The organism is Streptomyces sp. NPDC029139 (assembly GCF_055564335.1).
In genome coordinates, this window is sequence record NZ_JBVHWN010000002.1 from 172,722 (window position 1) to 189,668 (window position 16,947).

16 protein-coding genes are annotated in these 16,947 nt (G+C 72.7%); 6 read left to right on the forward strand and 10 right to left on the reverse strand.

The genetic code is table 11. The features are described 5' to 3' along the window. Positions 1–4 precede the first annotated feature (4 nt). The 3 genes from ACZ4VW_RS04910 to ACZ4VW_RS04920 all read right to left on the reverse strand — a co-directional run bounded on the left by ACZ4VW_RS04910 (position 5) and on the right by ACZ4VW_RS04920 (position 3,847). On the reverse strand, positions 5–583 hold the full coding sequence (locus ACZ4VW_RS04910) for a TerD family protein (protein ID WP_467958485.1): 579 nt from the start codon (positions 581–583) through the stop codon (positions 5–7). A gap of 151 nt (positions 584–734) precedes the next feature. Beyond that, positions 735–2,870, reverse strand: a complete 2,136-nt coding sequence (uvrB, locus tag ACZ4VW_RS04915; protein WP_467958486.1) for an excinuclease ABC subunit UvrB — start codon at positions 2,868–2,870, stop codon at positions 735–737. Between the two features lie 71 nt (positions 2,871–2,941). Next, the gene (locus ACZ4VW_RS04920) at positions 2,942–3,847 is read right to left on the reverse strand and encodes an MHYT domain-containing protein (protein ID WP_467958488.1); all 906 of its coding nucleotides are present in this window, start codon (positions 3,845–3,847) and stop codon (positions 2,942–2,944) included. Positions 3,848–4,080: 233 nt separating this feature from the next. Between ACZ4VW_RS04920 and ACZ4VW_RS04925 the strand changes: the two genes are divergently transcribed. Together ACZ4VW_RS04925 and ACZ4VW_RS04930 are read left to right on the forward strand one after the other, a co-directional pair. Continuing rightward, complete coding sequence (locus ACZ4VW_RS04925; protein WP_467958490.1) at positions 4,081–4,614, forward strand: methylated-DNA--[protein]-cysteine S-methyltransferase; 534 nt, start codon at positions 4,081–4,083, stop codon at positions 4,612–4,614. A 77-nt stretch (positions 4,615–4,691) separates the two neighbouring features. After that, entirely contained in the window at positions 4,692–5,984 is a 1,293-nt protein-coding gene (locus ACZ4VW_RS04930) for an MFS transporter (RefSeq protein ID WP_467958492.1), read from the forward strand. A gap of 101 nt (positions 5,985–6,085) precedes the next feature. Here the strand turns inward: ACZ4VW_RS04930 and ACZ4VW_RS04935 are convergent, their stop codons facing one another. The 4 genes from ACZ4VW_RS04935 to ACZ4VW_RS04950 form a co-directional block, all read right to left on the reverse strand. After that, positions 6,086–7,048 carry a TolB-like translocation protein gene (locus ACZ4VW_RS04935; RefSeq protein WP_467958494.1) on the reverse strand — a complete coding sequence of 321 codons (963 nt, stop codon included), beginning with the start codon at positions 7,046–7,048 and terminating at the stop codon, positions 6,086–6,088. Next, positions 7,045–8,343 (reverse strand): MFS transporter, encoded by a 1,299-nt coding sequence (locus ACZ4VW_RS04940; protein ID WP_467958496.1) that lies wholly within the window; start codon positions 8,341–8,343, stop codon positions 7,045–7,047. The genes ACZ4VW_RS04935 and ACZ4VW_RS04940 overlap by 4 nt, the downstream gene beginning before the upstream one ends. Further along, complete coding sequence (locus tag ACZ4VW_RS04945) at positions 8,343–9,674, reverse strand: discoidin domain-containing protein (protein ID WP_467958498.1); 1,332 nt, start codon at positions 9,672–9,674, stop codon at positions 8,343–8,345. Before ACZ4VW_RS04945 ends, ACZ4VW_RS04940 begins: the two co-directional genes overlap by 1 nt. A gap of 211 nt (positions 9,675–9,885) precedes the next feature. Beyond that, positions 9,886–10,242, reverse strand: a complete 357-nt coding sequence (locus ACZ4VW_RS04950) for a cupin domain-containing protein (RefSeq protein ID WP_467958500.1) — start codon at positions 10,240–10,242, stop codon at positions 9,886–9,888. Between the two features lie 548 nt (positions 10,243–10,790). Between ACZ4VW_RS04950 and ACZ4VW_RS04955 the strand changes: the two genes are divergently transcribed. The 4 genes from ACZ4VW_RS04955 to ACZ4VW_RS04970 are packed head-to-tail and all read left to right on the forward strand — an operon-like array spanning position 10,791 to position 14,673. Further along, positions 10,791–11,633 (forward strand): hypothetical protein, encoded by an 843-nt coding sequence (locus tag ACZ4VW_RS04955; RefSeq protein ID WP_467958502.1) that lies wholly within the window; start codon positions 10,791–10,793, stop codon positions 11,631–11,633. Further along, complete coding sequence (locus ACZ4VW_RS04960) at positions 11,617–12,771, forward strand: hypothetical protein (protein WP_467958504.1); 1,155 nt, start codon at positions 11,617–11,619, stop codon at positions 12,769–12,771. Before ACZ4VW_RS04955 ends, ACZ4VW_RS04960 begins: the two co-directional genes overlap by 17 nt. A 49-nt stretch (positions 12,772–12,820) precedes the next feature. Then, positions 12,821–13,735 carry a pseudouridine-5'-phosphate glycosidase gene (locus tag ACZ4VW_RS04965; RefSeq protein WP_467958506.1) on the forward strand — a complete coding sequence of 305 codons (915 nt, stop codon included), beginning with the start codon at positions 12,821–12,823 and terminating at the stop codon, positions 13,733–13,735. Beyond that, on the forward strand, positions 13,732–14,673 hold the full coding sequence (locus ACZ4VW_RS04970; protein ID WP_467958508.1) for a carbohydrate kinase family protein: 942 nt from the start codon (positions 13,732–13,734) through the stop codon (positions 14,671–14,673). The genes ACZ4VW_RS04965 and ACZ4VW_RS04970 overlap by 4 nt, the downstream gene beginning before the upstream one ends. 326 nt (positions 14,674–14,999) lie before the next feature. Here the strand turns inward: ACZ4VW_RS04970 and ACZ4VW_RS04975 are convergent, their stop codons facing one another. The 3 genes from ACZ4VW_RS04975 to ACZ4VW_RS04985 form a co-directional block, all read right to left on the reverse strand. Beyond that, positions 15,000–15,638, reverse strand: a complete 639-nt coding sequence (locus tag ACZ4VW_RS04975) for a nucleoside/nucleotide kinase family protein (RefSeq protein ID WP_467958510.1) — start codon at positions 15,636–15,638, stop codon at positions 15,000–15,002. 41 nt (positions 15,639–15,679) lie between these two features. Continuing rightward, positions 15,680–16,084: a cupin domain-containing protein gene (locus ACZ4VW_RS04980; RefSeq protein ID WP_467959561.1), complete on the reverse strand. Its 405-nt coding sequence runs from the start codon at positions 16,082–16,084 to the stop codon at positions 15,680–15,682. Between the two features lie 197 nt (positions 16,085–16,281). After that, on the reverse strand, positions 16,282–16,935 hold the full coding sequence (locus ACZ4VW_RS04985; protein WP_467958512.1) for a winged helix-turn-helix transcriptional regulator: 654 nt from the start codon (positions 16,933–16,935) through the stop codon (positions 16,282–16,284). Between the last annotated feature and the right edge of the window lie 12 nt (positions 16,936–16,947).

The window sequence follows — 16,947 nt, forward strand, 5'->3', positions numbered from 1 at the left end:
CGTCCTACAGCTGCGGCAGGATCGCGGGCATGAGGTCCTGGAACGTCCGGCCGTTGGCCGGGTTGCCCAGGGCGGTCATCTGCCAGCCGGAACCGGCCCGGTGCACCTTCGCCATGATCTGCGCGGTGTACTGGCCGCCGCCGTCCAGGGTGTAGCGCGCGAGCTCCTGGCCGTTGGTCTCGTCGACGATCCGGCAGAACGCGTTCTGCACCTCCTGGAACGTCTGTCCGGTGAAGGAGTTCACCGTGAAGACGATCTGGTCGATGTGGACGGGGACGCGCTGGAGGTCGACCAGGATCGACTCGTCGTCGCCGCCCTGGCCGGCGCCGCCCACCAGGTTGTCACCGGTGTGCCGGACGGAGCCGTCGTCACTGACCAGGTGACGGAAGAAGACCACGTCCACCGGCTGCTTGTCGGCGAAGAGCACCGCGGAGGCGTCGAGATCGACCTCGCGGGTGCGCGAGCCGAACAGGCCACGGCGCGGAGCCGCCTGCCAGCCGAGCCCCATCCGTACCGAGGTGAGCGTGCCCCCGCCCTGCTTCTCCAGGTTGATGGCCTGACCCTTGGTCATGTTGACCGTCACGCGCTGTCCCCTCTCCGTCGTTCCCCGCGGCCGTCTCTGGTGTGCGTGCGGTTGTGCAGCACCCTACGCAGGGGCACCGACAACGCAGCAGACGCGGTCGCGTTTTGTGTCGGTCTTGCAACACACCCGGCGGATCCGGGGACCGCCGCCGTCAGGCGATTCCCGCCTCCTTCATCTGGCGCAACTCCTTCTTCAGCTCTCCCACTTCGTCACGCAGCCGGGCGGCCACCTCGAACTGGAGCTCCGCCGCCGCGGCTCGCATCCGGTCGGTCATCTCCTCGATGATCGCGGCGAGTTCGGTGGCCGGCCGGTCGCCGAGATCGACGGCGCCCGCCTTGCCGGCCTTCCCCTTGCCCTTGGTGGAGTGCGCGGCGAGGGAGGGCACGGGCGCCTTGGCGCCCTTGCCGTCCTTCGCCTGCCGGTAGCCGCTGCCGAGGAGCTGCTCGGTGTCGACCTCCTCGCGCGCGATGGTGGCGACGATGTCGTTGATCTTCTTGCGCAGCGGCTGCGGGTCGATGCCGTGGGCCGTGTTGTACGCGATCTGCTTCTCGCGGCGCCGGTTGGTCTCGTCGATCGCCTTCTCCATCGCGGGCGTGATCGTGTCCGCGTACATGTGGACCTGCCCGGAGACGTTGCGCGCCGCGCGGCCGATCGTCTGGATCAGGGAGGTGCCGGAGCGCAGGAAGCCCTGCTTGTCGGCGTCGAGGATGGCGACGAGGGAGACCTCGGGCAGGTCCAGGCCCTCGCGGAGCAGGTTGATGCCGACCAGGACGTCGTACTCGCCGGCCCGCAGCTCGCGCAGCAGCTCGATCCGGCGCAGGGTGTCGACGTCGCTGTGCAGATAGCGGACCTGGATGCCGAGCTCCAGGAAGTACTCGGTGAGGTCCTCGGCCATCTTCTTCGTGAGCGTGGTGACCAGCACCCGCTCGTCCTTCTCGGTGCGCAGCCGGATCTCGTGGACCAGGTCGTCGATCTGCCCCTCGGTCGGCTTGACGACGACCTGGGGGTCGACGAGGCCGGTGGGGCGGATGATCTGCTCGACGAAACCGTCGCCGCGCGACAGCTCGTACGTGCCGGGGGTGGCGGAGAGGTACACGGTCTGGCCGATCCGCTGCTGGAACTCCTCCCACTTCAGCGGGCGGTTGTCCAGGGCGGAGGGCAGCCGGAAGCCGTGGTCGACCAGGGTCCGCTTGCGGGAGGCGTCACCCTCGTACATCGCGCCGATCTGCGGGACGGTGACGTGCGACTCGTCGATGACGAGGAGGAAGTCCTCGGGGAAGTAGTCGAGGAGCGTGTTGGGGGCGGAGCCGGGCTCGCGGTCGTCGAAGTGCATCGAGTAGTTCTCGATGCCCGAGCAGGAGCCGATCTGGCGCATCATCTCGATGTCGTACGTGGTGCGCATCCGCAGGCGCTGGGACTCCAGCATCTTGCCCTGCTTGTCCAGCTCGGCGAGCCGGCTCTCGAGCTCGCGCTCGATGCCGTTGATCGCCTTCTCCATGCGCTCCGGACCCGCCACGTAGTGGCTGGCGGGGAAGACGTACAGCTCGCGGTCCTCGCTGATGACCTCGCCGGTGAGGGGGTGGAGCGTGGAGAGCGCCTCGATCTCGTCACCGAACATCTCGATGCGGACGGCGAGCTCCTCGTAGACCGGGAAGATCTCGATGGTGTCGCCGCGGACCCGGAAGGTGCCGCGGGCGAAGGCCACGTCGTTACGGGTGTACTGGATGTCGACGAAGCGGCGCAGCAGCTGGTCCCGGTCGATCTCCTCGCCGACCTTGAGCGGGACCATCCGGTCCACGTACTCCTGCGGCGTCCCCAGGCCGTAGATGCAGGAGACGGAGGCGACCACGACGACGTCGCGCCGGGTGAGCAGGGAGTTGGTCGCGGAGTGGCGCAGCCGCTCGACCTCCTCGTTGATCGAGGAGTCCTTCTCGATGTAGGTGTCCGACTGCGGGACGTACGCCTCGGGCTGGTAGTAGTCGTAGTACGAGACGAAGTACTCGACCGCGTTGTTCGGCAGGAGCTCGCGGAACTCGTTCGCCAGCTGGGCGGCCAGCGTCTTGTTCGGCGCCATCACCAGCGTGGGGCGCTGCAGCTTCTCGATCATCCAGGCGGTGGTCGCCGACTTGCCGGTGCCGGTGGCGCCGAGGAGGACGACGTCCTTCTCGCCCGCGCGGATGCGCCGCTCGAGGTCGGCGATGGCCGTGGGCTGGTCGCCGCTGGGCTGGTAGGGACTGACGACCTCGAAAGGCGCCACCGTACGTTCGATCTTGGAAACGGGCCGCATGCAACCACCGTACGACCCCCCACTGACAGACGGGCCGTGAACGGCTCACCGGCCGCCGGGCGGCCCGCCCCTCACCAGTCCTGGGAGCGGTGGCCGCCCCGGCTCGCCGCCCGGCGACCGGCGCGGCCGGAGGGCTGCCGGGCCGACCAGTTCGCGGGCTCGCCGTAGGCGGGGGCCCGGCGCGGCGTGGGGATGCCGGATCGGTGCGTGCTCTGGGCGGCGGGGCGCTGCCAGTCCGGGTCGCCCATCACGAGAAGCGGGTCGAACATGACGACGACGGCGGCCAGCAGGAGGAAGACGGCGGGCCCGATCAGCATGGGCAGGAGCAGCGAGGTGGCGGAGTCGCCGGAGCCGACGGCGGCGGCCCCGTCGCCGTGCAGGTGGACGTTGACGGCCGCCATGGCGGTGTAGTGCATACCACTGACCGCGAGGCCCATCACGAGGCTCGCGCCGAGGCTGGCCAGAAATCCGTGTACGGAGACGGCCGCCCAGAGGGCGGTGGTGGCGGCGACGACGGCGATCACCACGGAGAGGGCGACGGTGAGGGTGTCGTACTCGATGCGCCCCTGGAGGCGCATGCCGGCCATGCCGAGGTAGTGCATGGTGGCGATGCCGAGGCCGGTGATGGTGCCGCCGGTGACCAGGGCGAGCGGGGTCGCCCCGCGGTATCCGACGATGAAGATGCCGATGCCGACCATCACGACGGCGACGCCCAGGCTGGCGAAGGTGAGGGGCCGGTCGTAACTGATGGGTGCCTGGTGCACGGAGAAGCCCATCATCGCGATGAAGTGCATCGTCCAGATGCCCGTGCCTATCGAGGTGGCCCCCAGGGCCAGCCAGCCCGCCTTGAAGGTGTCGCGGTGGCGCAGCGATCTGATGGTGCAGCGAAGGCCCAGGGCGCTGCCGAGGCAGGCCATGAGGTAGGCGGCGACCGGGGTGACGAGACCGTAGCTGAATCCGTCGACCGTGCCCTGCATGAGCGTGTGCCCTCCACCCGTGGTGCAACGTCGTCCGAAAACAGTCGGTACCGCTGAGTAGTCCTGTCGGGCGAGATTATGGCGCGCGGCGGGGCGCACGACCATGCGGTCCGGGATTTGGCCTCGGCGAGACCGAGCCGAGACCGGACCGAGACCGGGCCGCCGCGACGACGGCGATGGCCGCGATGTCGGCGATGGCCGCGATGTCGGTGGGTGGTCGTACCGTGATCTCCATGGACTCCACGGTGGAATGGACGGTCGTGGCGAGCGACATCGGCCCGCTGCTGCTCGCGGCGACCGACCGCGGCCTCGTGAGCGTGGTCTTCCACGCCGACGGGGCGGTACGGGAGGCGGCGCTCGGACGCCTGGCGGAGCGGCTCGGCGCGGAGCCGGTGCGGAGCGACTCGGGCCGTCTCGCCGAGCCGGTGCGTCAGCTCGGTGAGTACTTCGCGGGCGGGCGCCGGGCCTTCGACCTCGCCTTCGACTGGACGCTGACGACCGGGTTCAACCGTCAGGTGCTGCGCGAGCTGGCGGAGGGAGTGCCGTTCGGGACGGTCGTGGGGTACGGGGACCTCGCACGGCGGGTGGGGCAGCCTGGCGCGGCCCAGGCGGTGGGGGCGGCCATGGGCGCCAATCCCCTGCCGGTGGTCGTTCCGTGCCACCGGGTGGTGGAGAGCGACGGCGGGATCGGCGGTTTCGGTGGCGGTCTGCAGACCAAGCGGATCCTCTTGGCGCTGGAGGGCGTGCTGCCCCAGCCGCTCTTCTGAGGGCACTCGGCAGGTGCCCTCGGGGTACGGGCCCGTGGGCGTTCCCATCCGGTGGGACGGCTGGCACACTCACGTAAGTGACCCACACCCCCAGCGCCCCTGACGCCACCGCTCCGGCGGAGATACCCACCGCTGTCACCGCCGGCGAGCTCCCGGCGCTGCGGCGACGCATCCAAGCCGTGCTGATCGTCAGCCAGATCCTCGGTGGGCTCGGTATCGCCATCGGCGTCGCTCTCGCCGCGGTCCTGGCCAAGGACGTCAGCGGTACGGAGGCGCTGTCGGGCCTCGCCTCGACGGCCATGGTCGCCGGTCCCGCGCTGCTCGCCATGCCGCTGGCGTCCCTGATGGGCTCCCGTGGGCGGCGGCCCGGACTCGTGCTCGCCTATCTGCTGGGAGCGCTGGGTGCCGGGGTCGTGGTCCTCGGGGCGGTCGTCGACAGCTTCCCGCTGCTCCTCGCGGGGCTGGTCGGGTTCGGCGCCGGGTCCTCCGCCAACCTCGCCGCCCGGTTCGCGGCCGCGGACCTGGCCGAGCCGGACCGCCGGGGGCGGGCCATCTCCACGGTGGTGTGGGCGACTACGATCGGCGCGGTCCTCGGGCCCAACGTCGCCGCCCCGGCCGGCGCGAGCGTGGCGGGTCTCGGCATCCCGGCGACGGCCGGGCCGTTCGTCTGGGCGGCCGGGGTGTTCCTGCTCTCCGCGGCCGTGGTGGCGCTGCTGCTGCGCCCCGACCCGCTGCTGACGGCCCGTGTCCTGTCGGGCCCCGAGGAGAACCAGGGGGCCGAGGGGCGCTCCCTCCGGGCGGGGATGCGGGCGGTACGGAAGTCCTCCCGCGCCCGTCTCGCCCTGGTGACCGTGGCCGTGTCCCACACCGCGATGGTCTCGATCATGTCGATGACCCCGGTCGCGTTGAGCCATCACGGAGCGGGCATCCAGCTCATCGGGCTGGTCATCAGCGGGCACATCGCCGGCATGTACGCCTTCTCGCCCGTGATGGGCTGGCTGTCGGACCGGCTGGGCCGGCTCTCGGTGATCGGCCTGGCCGTCGGGCTCCTGGCGGTCGCGGCGCTGCTCGCGGGCACGGCGGGGGCGAGCCACGGGCAGACCGCGGCCGGTCTGTTCGTGCTGGGGCTCGGCTGGTCGGCGGGCCTGGTGTCGGGCTCCGCACTGCTGACGGACTCGGTTCCGCAGGCCGCCAGGGCGGCGGTCCAGGGCCTGTCGGACTTCACCATGAACACCGCGGCCGGCGTCGGCGGCCTCGCGGCGGGACTGATCGTCTCCCAGGCGGGCTACGGCTGGCTGAACCTGGTGGGCGCGTGCCTGCTCCTGCCGATGGCCGCGCTGGCGGTGCGGGGATCGCTGCGGCCCGCCTGACCCTCTGCGGTGTCGGCTGTCGGCTGTCGGGTCCGGGCGGAGCAGGGATGTCGGATATTGGATCCGACATCCCTGATCCGATGTCCCATCCCCTGGGCGCCTCAGCGCAGGACCGTCGGTGACGTGGCCCCGCGTGCCAGCAGCCGTGCCTCGCCCGTGCCGTCGGCCGGCACGCCCCACACCGCACCTTCGTGGGCGTACGCGAGGGTCGCGTCGTCCGTCCATACCACCTGGTCGTCGATGCTCCGGCGCTCGGCGACCGGATGCTCGCTCAGGGTCCGCAGATCGAGGACGTGCAGCCGCCAGGGCGCCTTCGGATCGTCGGAGACCTTCTTCTTGAAGGCGATCCGGGTGTTGTCCGGTGACAGGGACGGGCATTCGACGTTCTCCCGCAGTGCCCTCGCGGACCACTTCCTCATGTCGCCCTCGACGAGGTAGGTGCGCCCCTTGGTCGCGACGGTGGCGTAGAAGCGGTTGTCGTCCCGGGCGAAGGTGACGCCCCAGTAGTTGACGTCCGGGGCGTGGTACCGGCGGCCGTGGAGGGTGAGCGGGATCTGCTCCATGTTCTTCACGAGATAGCCGGTGCGCAGGTCGAGGATCGAGGTCCGGGTCGAGAACGCGGAGGCGGCGTACGAGTCGCCCGTGGCGAACAGCGTCCAGGAGAGCATGTGCCCCGAGGCCGAGACGCGGGCGCGGTTGGGGATGCCGGGCAGCGCGATCCGGCGCAGTTCGCCCAGTCGCCGGTCGAGCACGAGCGCGTACGAGCGGGCGGGCACGCCCGGCCGTCGCCGCAGGCACAGCGCGGTGGGGCCGGCGGCGTGGAAGCGGTCGCAGAGCGGCCCGCCGGTCGTACCGGCTTCCGGTGCGTCCACGCTCCGGCGGCCGACGCGCCCGCTCGCGGTGTCGCGGACGTAGAGGTGGCCGGGAGCCGGGTCGAGGACGAGACCCGGGGCGCCTCCCGACGTGACGGTCCGCTCGGCGGCGCGGAGGGTGTAGGCGGTGGCTCCGCCGCCGAGCAGGAGGACGGCGAGGACGAGCACACAGAGGCGCGCACGGGTGGTCATGACGAAGACCCTTCGCGATCTGGATCGACGGCGGAACCGGGAGCGGTGACGGGAGCCGGTGTTTCCGGCAGCAGGCGCCAGGCCCCTCCGAGGGCGGCCGCGAGCCCCGTGAGGGCCAGGACGAGGGCGGCAGTCGGCCCCCACAGCGTCCAGGCCGCGCCGAATCCGGTGGCCGCGACCAGTCGGGCCAGGGCCTGGACGGTCTGCACGAGCGCGAGTCCGCTCGCCCGGCGGCCGGCCGGCAGGAGAGGGCCGGTCAGCGCCATCAGGACCCCGTCGGTGGCGGCGTAGAAGACCCCGAGCATCCCGAGGACGAGCCCGAGGAGGAGCGGCCCGGGGCGGGGGGCGAGCAGCAGGGCGTACGCGAGGAGCAGGGCCCCGTGCCCGTACAGGAAGGGCTTGCGGCGTCCGATCCGGTCGGCGAGCCGTCCGGCGGGGACCGCGAGCAGCAGATAGCCGGCGGCGGCGCCCAGCGGCAGGAACGGGAACCAGGTGACGGCCAGGTCGAGTCGCCGCTGGAGCAGCAGATAGACGAACGCGTCTCCCACGGTGACGGCTCCGAGGAGCGCGGTGGCGCCGAGGATCCGCCGGTACGCGGGAGATCGCAGCGGGGCGAGCAGGGTGCGCGCCCGGGGGCGGGCGCCGTCGCCCGTAGCGGGGCGGGCCGCCTGTCCGCCGGGCACGAGCACCACCAGGAGCAGCACGCCGAGCACTCCGGTGCAGAAGCTCACGACGAACACCGCGTCGTACGCGTCCGCCGTCGCCCACAGCAGCGCGAACGCCGCCAGCGGGCCGAGCAGGGCGCCGGTCGTGTCCATCGCCCTGTGCACGCCGAAGGCGCGGCCCAGGTCCTCCGGTGGGCTGCCGAAGGTGATCAGGGCGTCGCGCGGGGCGGTACGGATGCCTTTGCCGAGCCGGTCGCCCGCGAGCGCCGCCGCGATCCAGCCGGTCGCGGCGCCGGCCAGCAGCAGACCGAGGCGGGAACAGGCGGACAGGGCGTAGCCGATTCCGGCGACGCGTTTGTGGCGGCCGCCGCGGTCGGCCGCGTGTCCGCCGAGGAGCCGTACGAGGGCGGTGGCGCCGTTGAACAGGCCGTCCAGGAAGCCGAACTGGAGCGGTGTGAGGCCGAGTCCGACGACGAGGTACAGGGGCAGCACGGCCGTCACCATCTCCGAGGAGACGTCGGTGACCAGGCTGACCGTGCCGAGCGCGAGGACGGTGCCGGAGACGCGCCGCCGCGTCCCTGAGGAGCGAGGCGGCGGCGCGTCCGGGCGACCGGTGGTCGCCAGGTACATCAGTGGCAGGAGTAGGTCGGGCCGGAGTCCTTGACCTGGCCGTCGGTGGCGACGTACTGCCAGGTGTACGTCGTGTCGGTGAAGTCCAGCTTCAGGACACCGTAGGTGCCGCTGATGCGCTTCTGGCTGTGGGGCTGGACGGTCTCGATCGGGTACGGCTCGGCTCCGCCCATGCCGCCGACGATCTCGACGATGCCGTCGGGGGTGGCACGGCCCGAGGGGTCCTGCGGGGCGAACCGCTCGTAGTGGTGGTCGTGGCCGTTGAGGACGAGGTCGGCCCTGGCCGCGTAGAGGATCTGCCAGACGGGCTTGGAGACGGGGTCGTTGCCGTGGCCGCCGGAGGAGTACAGCGGGTGGTGGAAGTAGGCGGCCACGCAGCCCTTGGTGTTCCGGGCGAGGTCGTCCTTGAGCCACTGGATCTGGGCGGGGTCGTCGAAGGAGTTGGAGTCGAGGGCGACGAAGTGCCAGTTGCCCTCGTCGTAGCTGTAGTACGGCTTGCCCTGGGGGTAGGCGATGGCCCCGAAGTACGCCTTGTAGCCGGCCAGCGGGCCGGCCGGGTCGTAGGTCTCGTGGTTCCCGGGGACGGGACGCGTCCTGTCCTTGAAGGCGCCCCAGGTCTTGTCGTAGTAAGCGCGGAAATCGGAGAGGAGGGCGTCGTCGTACTGGTTGTCGCCCATCGTCAGATAGAACTTCGGGTTGATCCGCTGAGCCTGGGCGGCGGTCCTGGGGTGGGCGCAGGAACTGCTGGAGGCCGTGCACTGGGCGGCGATGTCGCCGGCCGCGACGACGGTGAAGGCGTCGGTGGACGGGGGCCCGGTGTCGACGGTGCCGTAGACCTCTACTTCGTAGAGGGAGTAGCCGTACGAGGTGCCGCGCGCGGTCCCGTAGACGCGCAGGAAGCGGCCTTTGCCGGTGAGTCCGGTCCATTCGTCCGTGCCGCCGTTGCCGGCGGTCTCGGTGGCGAGCCGGGTCCAGGTGGCGTTGTCGGCCGAGATCTCCACGCGGTACGCCTTGGCGTAGGCGACCTCCCAGGAGAGCCGTACGCGCGAGACGGCGGCGGTGGAGCCGAGGTCGACCTTGATCCACTGCGGATCGGAGCCCTCGGCGCTGGCCCAGCGGGTGGCCGGGTCGCCGTCGAACGCCTTGGCGGGGACGAAGGTGGAGTCCTCCACGGAGGAGGAGGTGGCGGGCTTGCCACGGGAGATGAGGGGGTCGGCGGCGGCTCCGGCCCGGCCGGGGTGGGCGAGCAGGAGGCCGCCGACCAGGAGCAGGACGGTGGTGAGAAGGAGGGTCGTGGTGCGGCGTGGTGGGGCGGTGGCGTACAGGCGCATACCTGGACTCCCTGGCCTGAGAGGGGGCGAGAGCTGGGCACTGGCGCGGAGCACCGCACACCGCCCCGCAAGGGGGCAGGGCCGTGCACGGCGGCCGGGTCAGAGCTCTCGCTGAGCGCGTCACGCCTCGGGTCCGGGCGCCGCGCCAAGCCGCTGCCCGGGATGGTAGTTGGTAGGAAAGTTTCCTACCAGACTCCCGACCCGCCTTTTCCTAGAGGCTGATGTGATACGCCTTCCGCAGGGTCTCGTGGACCGTCCAGGTGGTCCGGTCCCCCTCCCGGAGCACGCACGCGTCGCCGGGCCCGATCTCCAGCGTGGCGCCGCCCTCGACGGCGACGGTCGCGCGGCCGCTGACGACGACGAAGAGCTCGTTCGCCTCGGTGTCGGTCACGACTCCGGGCGTGATCTGCCAGAGGCCGCGCACCTGCTTGCCGTCGGCGGACTCCCAGAGGACCTTGCCGGTCACCTCGGGCGTCCCGGAGACGATCTGTTCGGGGTCGAGCGGCTCCGGCTCCAGTTCCGCATCGGGGATGTGGACGGCGAAGGAGGGCTGGTCGTGTGTCGTCATGGGCGGTGACTGTAACGGGGGCCGGAGACCGTTCCACCGCCGGGACAGGTCGGAAGATCGCACTCCGTTTCGCCTCCGACCAGGCAACTTCCGCGTGTTCGGAGACGGCGACGGAATCCGAAGCACCGCTTCGGGGGAGAGTCGGGGAGGTCATGGGCACCGGCGGTGGCGCCGAAGGATCGTAGCGGCTGCCTCGCACGGGCGCCGAGTACCGATTCCGCAGGCGCCGGGGCGCCCGCCCCCCGGTCGGCGTAATCATCTCGTGGTCGACCCCGAGACCGTCGTAGAAGTGACGAATGGACACCTCGGCCCCTTCGGGGGCGGAACCGCTCATAGGCACGCACCACGGAGTACGGCGCGAAGGCGCCGCACGGCCGGAAACCGAGCCGGCGGGACGGGTTGCCGACAGAGGTCGCCGCTGGTCACGAGCGGCGCCTTTGGTGCGCCCAATGTTGGTCGGAGACAATCCGCCGAGCCCCCTGTCAAGCCTGGCGTGCGCGCGTCAAACTCCCCCTGAACTCCTCCCCCACCTCCGACAGGAGAGTGCGATGTCCGCGTCAGCCTTCCTCCCCCGCACCGCCGCCCTGACGACCACGGCCCTCACCGCCGCCGCGCTGCTCGCGACCGCCCTGGCCGCCCCCGCGGCCGTCGCCGCCGGGCCCGTGGCCCCCGGAGCCGACTACAAGGCCGCGTACGACACCCTCGGCCCCCAGCGCCTCACCCCGGCCCAGCGGAGACTCGCCGCCGCCAAGCAGGCGGAGGCCGCCAGAACGTACGACGGTGTGCGCACCCGCGCCCCGCTGGCCGGGTACAAGCTCTCCGGCGGAATCCACCAGTCGCAGAAGACCTCCTACTGGTGCGGCCCGGCCACCCTCGTGATCACCCAGTCCGCGCGCGACGAGGTCGCGGGCCGGTCGCAGCAGGACGCCGCGACCCTGCTCAGAACCACCTCCAACGGGACCGCTTGGTACGGCATCAACATCAACGTCCCCAGCCCCACGGGCTACCCGATGGCCGACGCCCTGAACCACCGCCTCCCGGGCGCCGGTTACGTCCCGAAGGCGCTGCCGTACACCCCGACCGCGACCGACAAGGCGAACTTCAAGCAGCACATCACCCACAACACCGACAACGACTACGCCATAGCGGGCAACGCCTGGGAGGTACCGGGCGGCCCGCACCTCGTCGGCCACCCCAACATCGAGATATTCCACTGGGTCTCGATCGACGGGTACAACACGGACACCGCCGCCGGCCAGGTCAACTACCTGGACCCGGTGGGCGGCGTGAGCACCGGCGTCATCTCCTGGGCGGGCTCCGTCCCCAAGTCGGCGCGCATCTCGTCCGACACCATCACCACCATCATGGGCGGCCGTGGGTACGTCTGGTAGGTCCCCCTCCCCGGCCGGCGCCCGTGCGGTCCTGGTCCTGCTGCTGACGGGCATCCTGGTCGCGGGGTGCTCGTCGGCGCGGCCCGCCCCGGATCCGACTCCTCGCCGGACGTCCGCCCCGGCACCGCGCCCCACCGCGCTCGCCGCCGCCTGCGAGGTGCGCCTGCCGACCGCCTGGAGCTCCGCGCTGGCGGCGGGCGAACTGAGGGTGCCGACCGGCGAACGGGCGGTGCTCACCGACACCGGCCCCGGCTGGACCGCCGTACAGCTCACGGGCGCCGGGCAGCGGCGGGCCGCCCTGGTGCGGGGCACCGGGGCGCCCCGCACCCTGCTCACCCTCGCCGACCCCGTCGAACACCAGCTCCTCGCGGCCGACTTCGACGGCCGGCGGTGGGCGGCGTTCGCGGTCCTGGAGGGTCGCACGCTGGACAGCCCCTGGAGCCTGTACGTCTGGGACGCCACGACGGGCGGCTCCCGGCGGCTCGCCCGCGTGGACAAGCCGGGCCCGCTCCCCCAGCCCGTCGTCCGCGACGGCACGGTCCACTGGGCGCAGGGGGTCGGCGGAGGCAAGGCGACCGTGTACGCGGCCGCGGCCGGCGGCGGCGCCCTCCGTGCCCTGCGCACGGGGGTGATGGACGCGCCCTTCGCCGCGGGCGGACTGCTGGTGTGGCGCGAATCGGCGGGGACGGGGACACGGCTGGCCGCCGTCTCCCGCACCGGCGGGCGGCCCGCCGCGCTGCCCGCGCCCCTGGCCGCGCTGCGGGACATCCGGTCCGTGGTCTCCGACGGCAGGACCTGGGCCTGGGTCGAGGGCGAGACGGAGCCCCGGCTGGTGGTCTGGCGGACCGGGGACGCGCGCCCGACGGCGGTCGTGACGACGTCCCCGGCAATCGACGGCATGGACCAGCTGCGGGTCAGCGGCCGGCTGGTCACCTGGCGCACGCCGGAGACCTCCTACGCCCTGGACCTCGGCTCGGGCTCGTACGCGCGGATCACCCCGGCGTACGGCTACGCGCAGGCCAGGGACGGCGCGCTGGCCGTGGCGTACAGCGTGGGGAACGCCAAGACGTCCGGCTCGCGACCCGTGATCCAGGTGGTGGACGCCGGCAGGCTGCCCGGCCTGCCGCGGTGTGGCTGAGGGACGCCACCGAGGTTTGGAGGGTTCCCGGTTGCGCCAGAGATGGGACATGTCCACACAGGTGTCCGAAGAGGTACGGGAGGCGCTCCGCGAGGGCCGTCCCGTCGTCGCGCTGGAGTCCACGATCATCGCCCACGGTCTGCCGCGCCCGCGGAACCTGGCCGTGGCGCGCGAGCTGGAGGCGCTGGTACGGGACGGCGGGGCGGTGCCCGCCACGATCGCGGTGATCGACGGCACGGCCCATGTCGGGCTCGCTCCCGAGGGGTTGGCCCGGATCGCGGAGGGCCCCACGGTGCGGAAGCTGGGCCACCGCGACCTGGCGCCCGCGCTGGCGACCGGGGCGACGGGGGCGACGACGGTCTCGGCGACGGCCTGGCTGGCGGACTCCGTGGGCATACGGGTCTTCGCCACCGGCGGGCTCGGCGGGGTGCACCGGGAGTGGAGCGAGACGCAGGACGAGTCGGCGGATCTGCGGCTGCTGTCCAGGGTCGGGGTGACGGTGGTGTGCGCGGGGGTCAAGTCGATCCTCGACGTCCCGGCGACCCTGCAGCGCCTGGAGACGCTGGGCGTGACGGTGGTGGGGTACGGGACGGAGCGCTTCCCCGGGTTCTACCTGGCCTCGTCGGGAGAGCCGGTCGACTGGACGCTGCGCACGCCCGAGGAGGTGGCGGGGGTGATACGCGCCCAGGACGACCTGGGCGAGCCGTACGCGGCCCTGATCGTCGCCAACCCGGTGCCGGAGGCGGACCAGTTGGATCCGGGGCTGCACGACCGGGTGCTCGCCCAGGGACTCGCGGCGGCGAAGGAGAAGGGGATCACCGGGCAGGCGGTGACACCGTTCCTGCTGGAGTACCTGACCGTGCACACCGAGGGCGCGTCCCTGGAGGCGAACCTCGCGGCGGTACGGGGCAATGTGCGGCTCGCCGCGCGGATCGCCGCGGCGTACGCCGAAGGGGGCGCGTGAGCGGCCTGCTGGTCGTCGGCGACGTGGTCACCGACGTCGTGGCCCGGCACCGGACCCCACTGGCGCCCGCCACGGACACGGCGGCCGACATCCGTACGCTGCCGGGCGGGGCGGGCGCCAACGCCGCCTGCTGGGCCGCCCGTTCGGGCTGCGACGACGTGCGGCTGCTGGGCCGCGTGGGGGCCGACGCGGTGGGCTGGCACGAGAGGGCTCTGCTCCGGGCGGGTGTGCGGCCGATGCTGGTCGAGGACGCGCACGCACCCACGGCCACGGTGATCGCGCTGGTCGACGCGAGCACCGAGCGGACGTTCCTGACCGACAGCGGGGCGGCGCTGCGCCTCTCCCCCGGCGACTGGGACGACGCGTTCCTCGCCGGCGTGGCCCATCTGCATCTGTCCGGGTATCTCTTCTTCGCCGACACGAGCCGGGCGGCGGCCCTGCGGGCCCTGCGGGGTGCGCGGGAGGCGGGCGTTCCGGTGAGCGTGGACCCGGCCTCGGCGGGGTTCCTGGAGCGGCTCGGCGGGGAGCGGTTCCTGACCGCCGCGCAGGGCGCGCAGGTGCTGTTCCCGAACGCCGACGAGGCCCGCCTGCTGACCGGGGGCGCCGAACCGGCCAAGGCGGCGGAGGTCCTGAGCCGTACGTTCCCGCTGGTCGTGGTCACCCTGGGGTCGGAGGGCGCCCTGATCGCGCAGGAGGGCTCGGTGACGGGCCGGGTCGAGACGCCCAGTGTGCGGGCGGTGGACTCGACGGGGGCGGGCGACGCGTTCGCGGGGGCGTTCCTCGCGGCCCGGCTCGCGGGAGCGGACGCGGGGGCGGCGGCAGCGGCCGGATGCCGGGCGGGCGCGGAGGCGGTGACGGTGGTGGGAGGACGACCCGCCGAATCCGGCGACCGGCCGGGCGCGACCAGGGGGCGGGCCGGAGAGGCCGGGGGTGGGTGAGCGAGTCCGGCGACCGGCCGGGCGCGGCCAGGGGGCGGGCCGGCGGAGGCTCCGGGCCGGGCGAGTTCGGTAGGACGCGCCCTAGGGGCGAGCCCGGCGAGACCGGCAAGACGGCCCCTAGGCCGTGTCCGGAAAGTAGCGCCGTCCGCCCGCAGGGCAGGGCCCGCGGCGTCCGGTGCGTGCGATCGCAAGGCGGAGGGCCGCCCTCGTACTGGGCGTACTGGGGCGATCCGACAACGCGGTGTGGGTGCACCTCCCGTGCCCGAAGGGCTACGGGGGAGGGGGTGCCGGGCGTCGCGGGCCAGGCGGGACTTTCCGGACACGGCCTAGCGAGCCCTGAGGCCGGTCCAGGCCGGATGGCGTGGGTCGTCGGCGCGGACGACGACGTCCGCCGCGTCGGACGGGCCGACCTCGTTCTCGTACCGGTCGAAGGCGGGCAGGGTCCAAAGTTCCTCGGTGCGGCGAGCGAGGGCGCCGGGCGAGAGCCGCAGATGGACGGTCACGTCGAACGGGAACCAGTGCCCGAGCAGGAACGGGCCGTGCACCAGCAGCACGCCTCCGGGCGGCAGTTCCACATAGGGGCTGCGGGTGGCCCGGTCCGTGGCGGGATCCCAGAGGTCGGGCAGCACGCGCCCGCCGCCTCCCGCCTCCAGCGGCCCGAACACCTCGCGCCACAGCGCCCCGGTGTCGTACCAGCCGCTGTAGTACGCGTCGGGGTCCTGCTTCCCGTACTCGAAACGCAGCGACGCGGGCCGGAGGAACCCGCCCGTGCCGACGACGAGTACGGCCCGGCCGCGCAGCCGGAGCGCCTCGGCGACGAGCTCGGCGGTCCGGCCGGTGGGCGCGGCCGGCGCACCGTCGATGCCGACCTTGAGCCAGTCCCCGCCGTCCCCGGGCACGGACCCGTCGACGTGCGCGGCCAGGGCCTCGGACAGCCTCTCCCAGGTGATCGCTTCGAATCGCACGGTCTCGACCTTTTCACAGCCGGGAGCGCGAGCGGACGCGACTAAGGGAGGCGGAACGCGCAGTCCGGCGCCTCCGCCTCTATCGACAGCGGCTCGTCCTCGGGCAGCAGGCAGGTCATGTAGAGCACGACGGGCTCGGCGCCGAGGTTGTGGCCGATGTGCCGGTTCCTTCGGCCCGCGGGCTCGACGAACGCCTCGCCCGCGCGGACCGTCTCGACCGAGCAGTCGTGCAGGACGCGGGTCAGCGTGCCCGCCAGGACGACGGCGATGATCTGGCCCGGGTGATGGTGCCAGCCGGTGGAGTCGCCCGGCGCGAGGGTGACGGTGCGGAAGACGACATCCGTACGGCCCTTGGGCGGCTTGATCCGCAGAGTGCCGCGCGAGGTGCCCTTGGCCAGCACACCCGGCACACCCGGCACGCCCGCCAGGTCCGCGAGGTCCGCCATGTCCGGCCGGTCCGGCCGGTCCGGCCGGTCCGGCCGATCCGGGGAAGTGACGGCGACGGACGGAGTGACGTCCCGGTCGGCGCAGATGTCTATTCCCATGGAGCGGCCCTCCCACTGCCTTGCGCGACCCACCGTTTCAGGCCACCAAACAGCCCTACGCTACTCGTAAGGGGGATGAGCCGGACCGGGATTGACGTTCAGTTCACCGGCAACGGTTCGAGCCGCACCCGCGGTTCACCGGCGAGACGGATGGTTCCCGACACCTCGACCCGCCCGTCCCGAAGCGCCTCGGCGAGGGTCGACTCCCCGCTCGCCAGGGCCCGGCAGGTCGCGGAGTCCGTCCGCAGGTGCGCGTCGGCGGTGTCGGCCGGCGGCCCGTCGCCGTACTCGGGCGGCCCGTCGCCCCCGACCCGCAGATGGAACTCCCCCTCGTCCAGGGTCACCCGCACCACTCCCTCCACCGCGCCCTCCAGGGCGCGCAGCAGTGGGATCGCGAACCAGTGGGCGCGCACGGCGTCGGTCGGCCGCGGCTCGTCCAGGGCGGGCGCCCCCCACTCCGCCAGGGCCCGAAGGACCGGCAGCAGGTCGCGGCCCCGCCGGGTGAGCTCGTACACGTACGCCGACACGGGCGGCGGCATACGGCGGCGCGTGACGAGTTCGGCGGCCTCCATGTCCTTGAGGCGGCCGGCCAGCATGTCCGTACTGACGCCCGGGAGATCGGCGTGCAGATCCGTGTAGCGGCGCGGGCCGGCGAGGAGTTCGCGGACGATCAGCAGCGTCCAGCGGTCGCCGACCGCGTCGAGGGCCCGGGCGGCGGCGCAGAACTGGTCATAGCTTCGACGGCGTGGCATGCGACGCAGTCT

Excerpts from the sequence above, each read along its gene's own strand:
- uvrB (WP_467958486.1), bottom strand. The coding sequence starts at position 2,870 with ATGCGGCCCGTTTCCAAGATCGAACGTACGGTGGCGCCTTTCGAGGTC.
- ACZ4VW_RS04920 (WP_467958488.1), bottom strand. The coding sequence starts at position 3,847 with ATGCAGGGCACGGTCGACGGATTCAGCTACGGTCTCGTCACCCCGGTC.
- ACZ4VW_RS04925 (WP_467958490.1), top strand. The coding sequence starts at position 4,081 with ATGGACTCCACGGTGGAATGGACGGTCGTGGCGAGCGACATCGGCCCG.
- ACZ4VW_RS04935 (WP_467958494.1), bottom strand. The coding sequence starts at position 7,048 with ATGACCACCCGTGCGCGCCTCTGTGTGCTCGTCCTCGCCGTCCTCCTG.
- ACZ4VW_RS04940 (WP_467958496.1), bottom strand. The coding sequence starts at position 8,343 with ATGTACCTGGCGACCACCGGTCGCCCGGACGCGCCGCCGCCTCGCTCC.
- ACZ4VW_RS04945 (WP_467958498.1), bottom strand. The coding sequence starts at position 9,674 with ATGCGCCTGTACGCCACCGCCCCACCACGCCGCACCACGACCCTCCTT.
- ACZ4VW_RS04950 (WP_467958500.1), bottom strand. The coding sequence starts at position 10,242 with ATGACGACACACGACCAGCCCTCCTTCGCCGTCCACATCCCCGATGCG.
- ACZ4VW_RS04955 (WP_467958502.1), top strand. The coding sequence starts at position 10,791 with ATGTCCGCGTCAGCCTTCCTCCCCCGCACCGCCGCCCTGACGACCACG.
- ACZ4VW_RS04965 (WP_467958506.1), top strand. The coding sequence starts at position 12,821 with ATGTCCACACAGGTGTCCGAAGAGGTACGGGAGGCGCTCCGCGAGGGC.
- ACZ4VW_RS04980 (WP_467959561.1), bottom strand. The coding sequence starts at position 16,084 with ATGGCGGACCTCGCGGACCTGGCGGGCGTGCCGGGTGTGCCGGGTGTG.
- ACZ4VW_RS04985 (WP_467958512.1), bottom strand. The coding sequence starts at position 16,935 with ATGCCACGCCGTCGAAGCTATGACCAGTTCTGCGCCGCCGCCCGGGCC.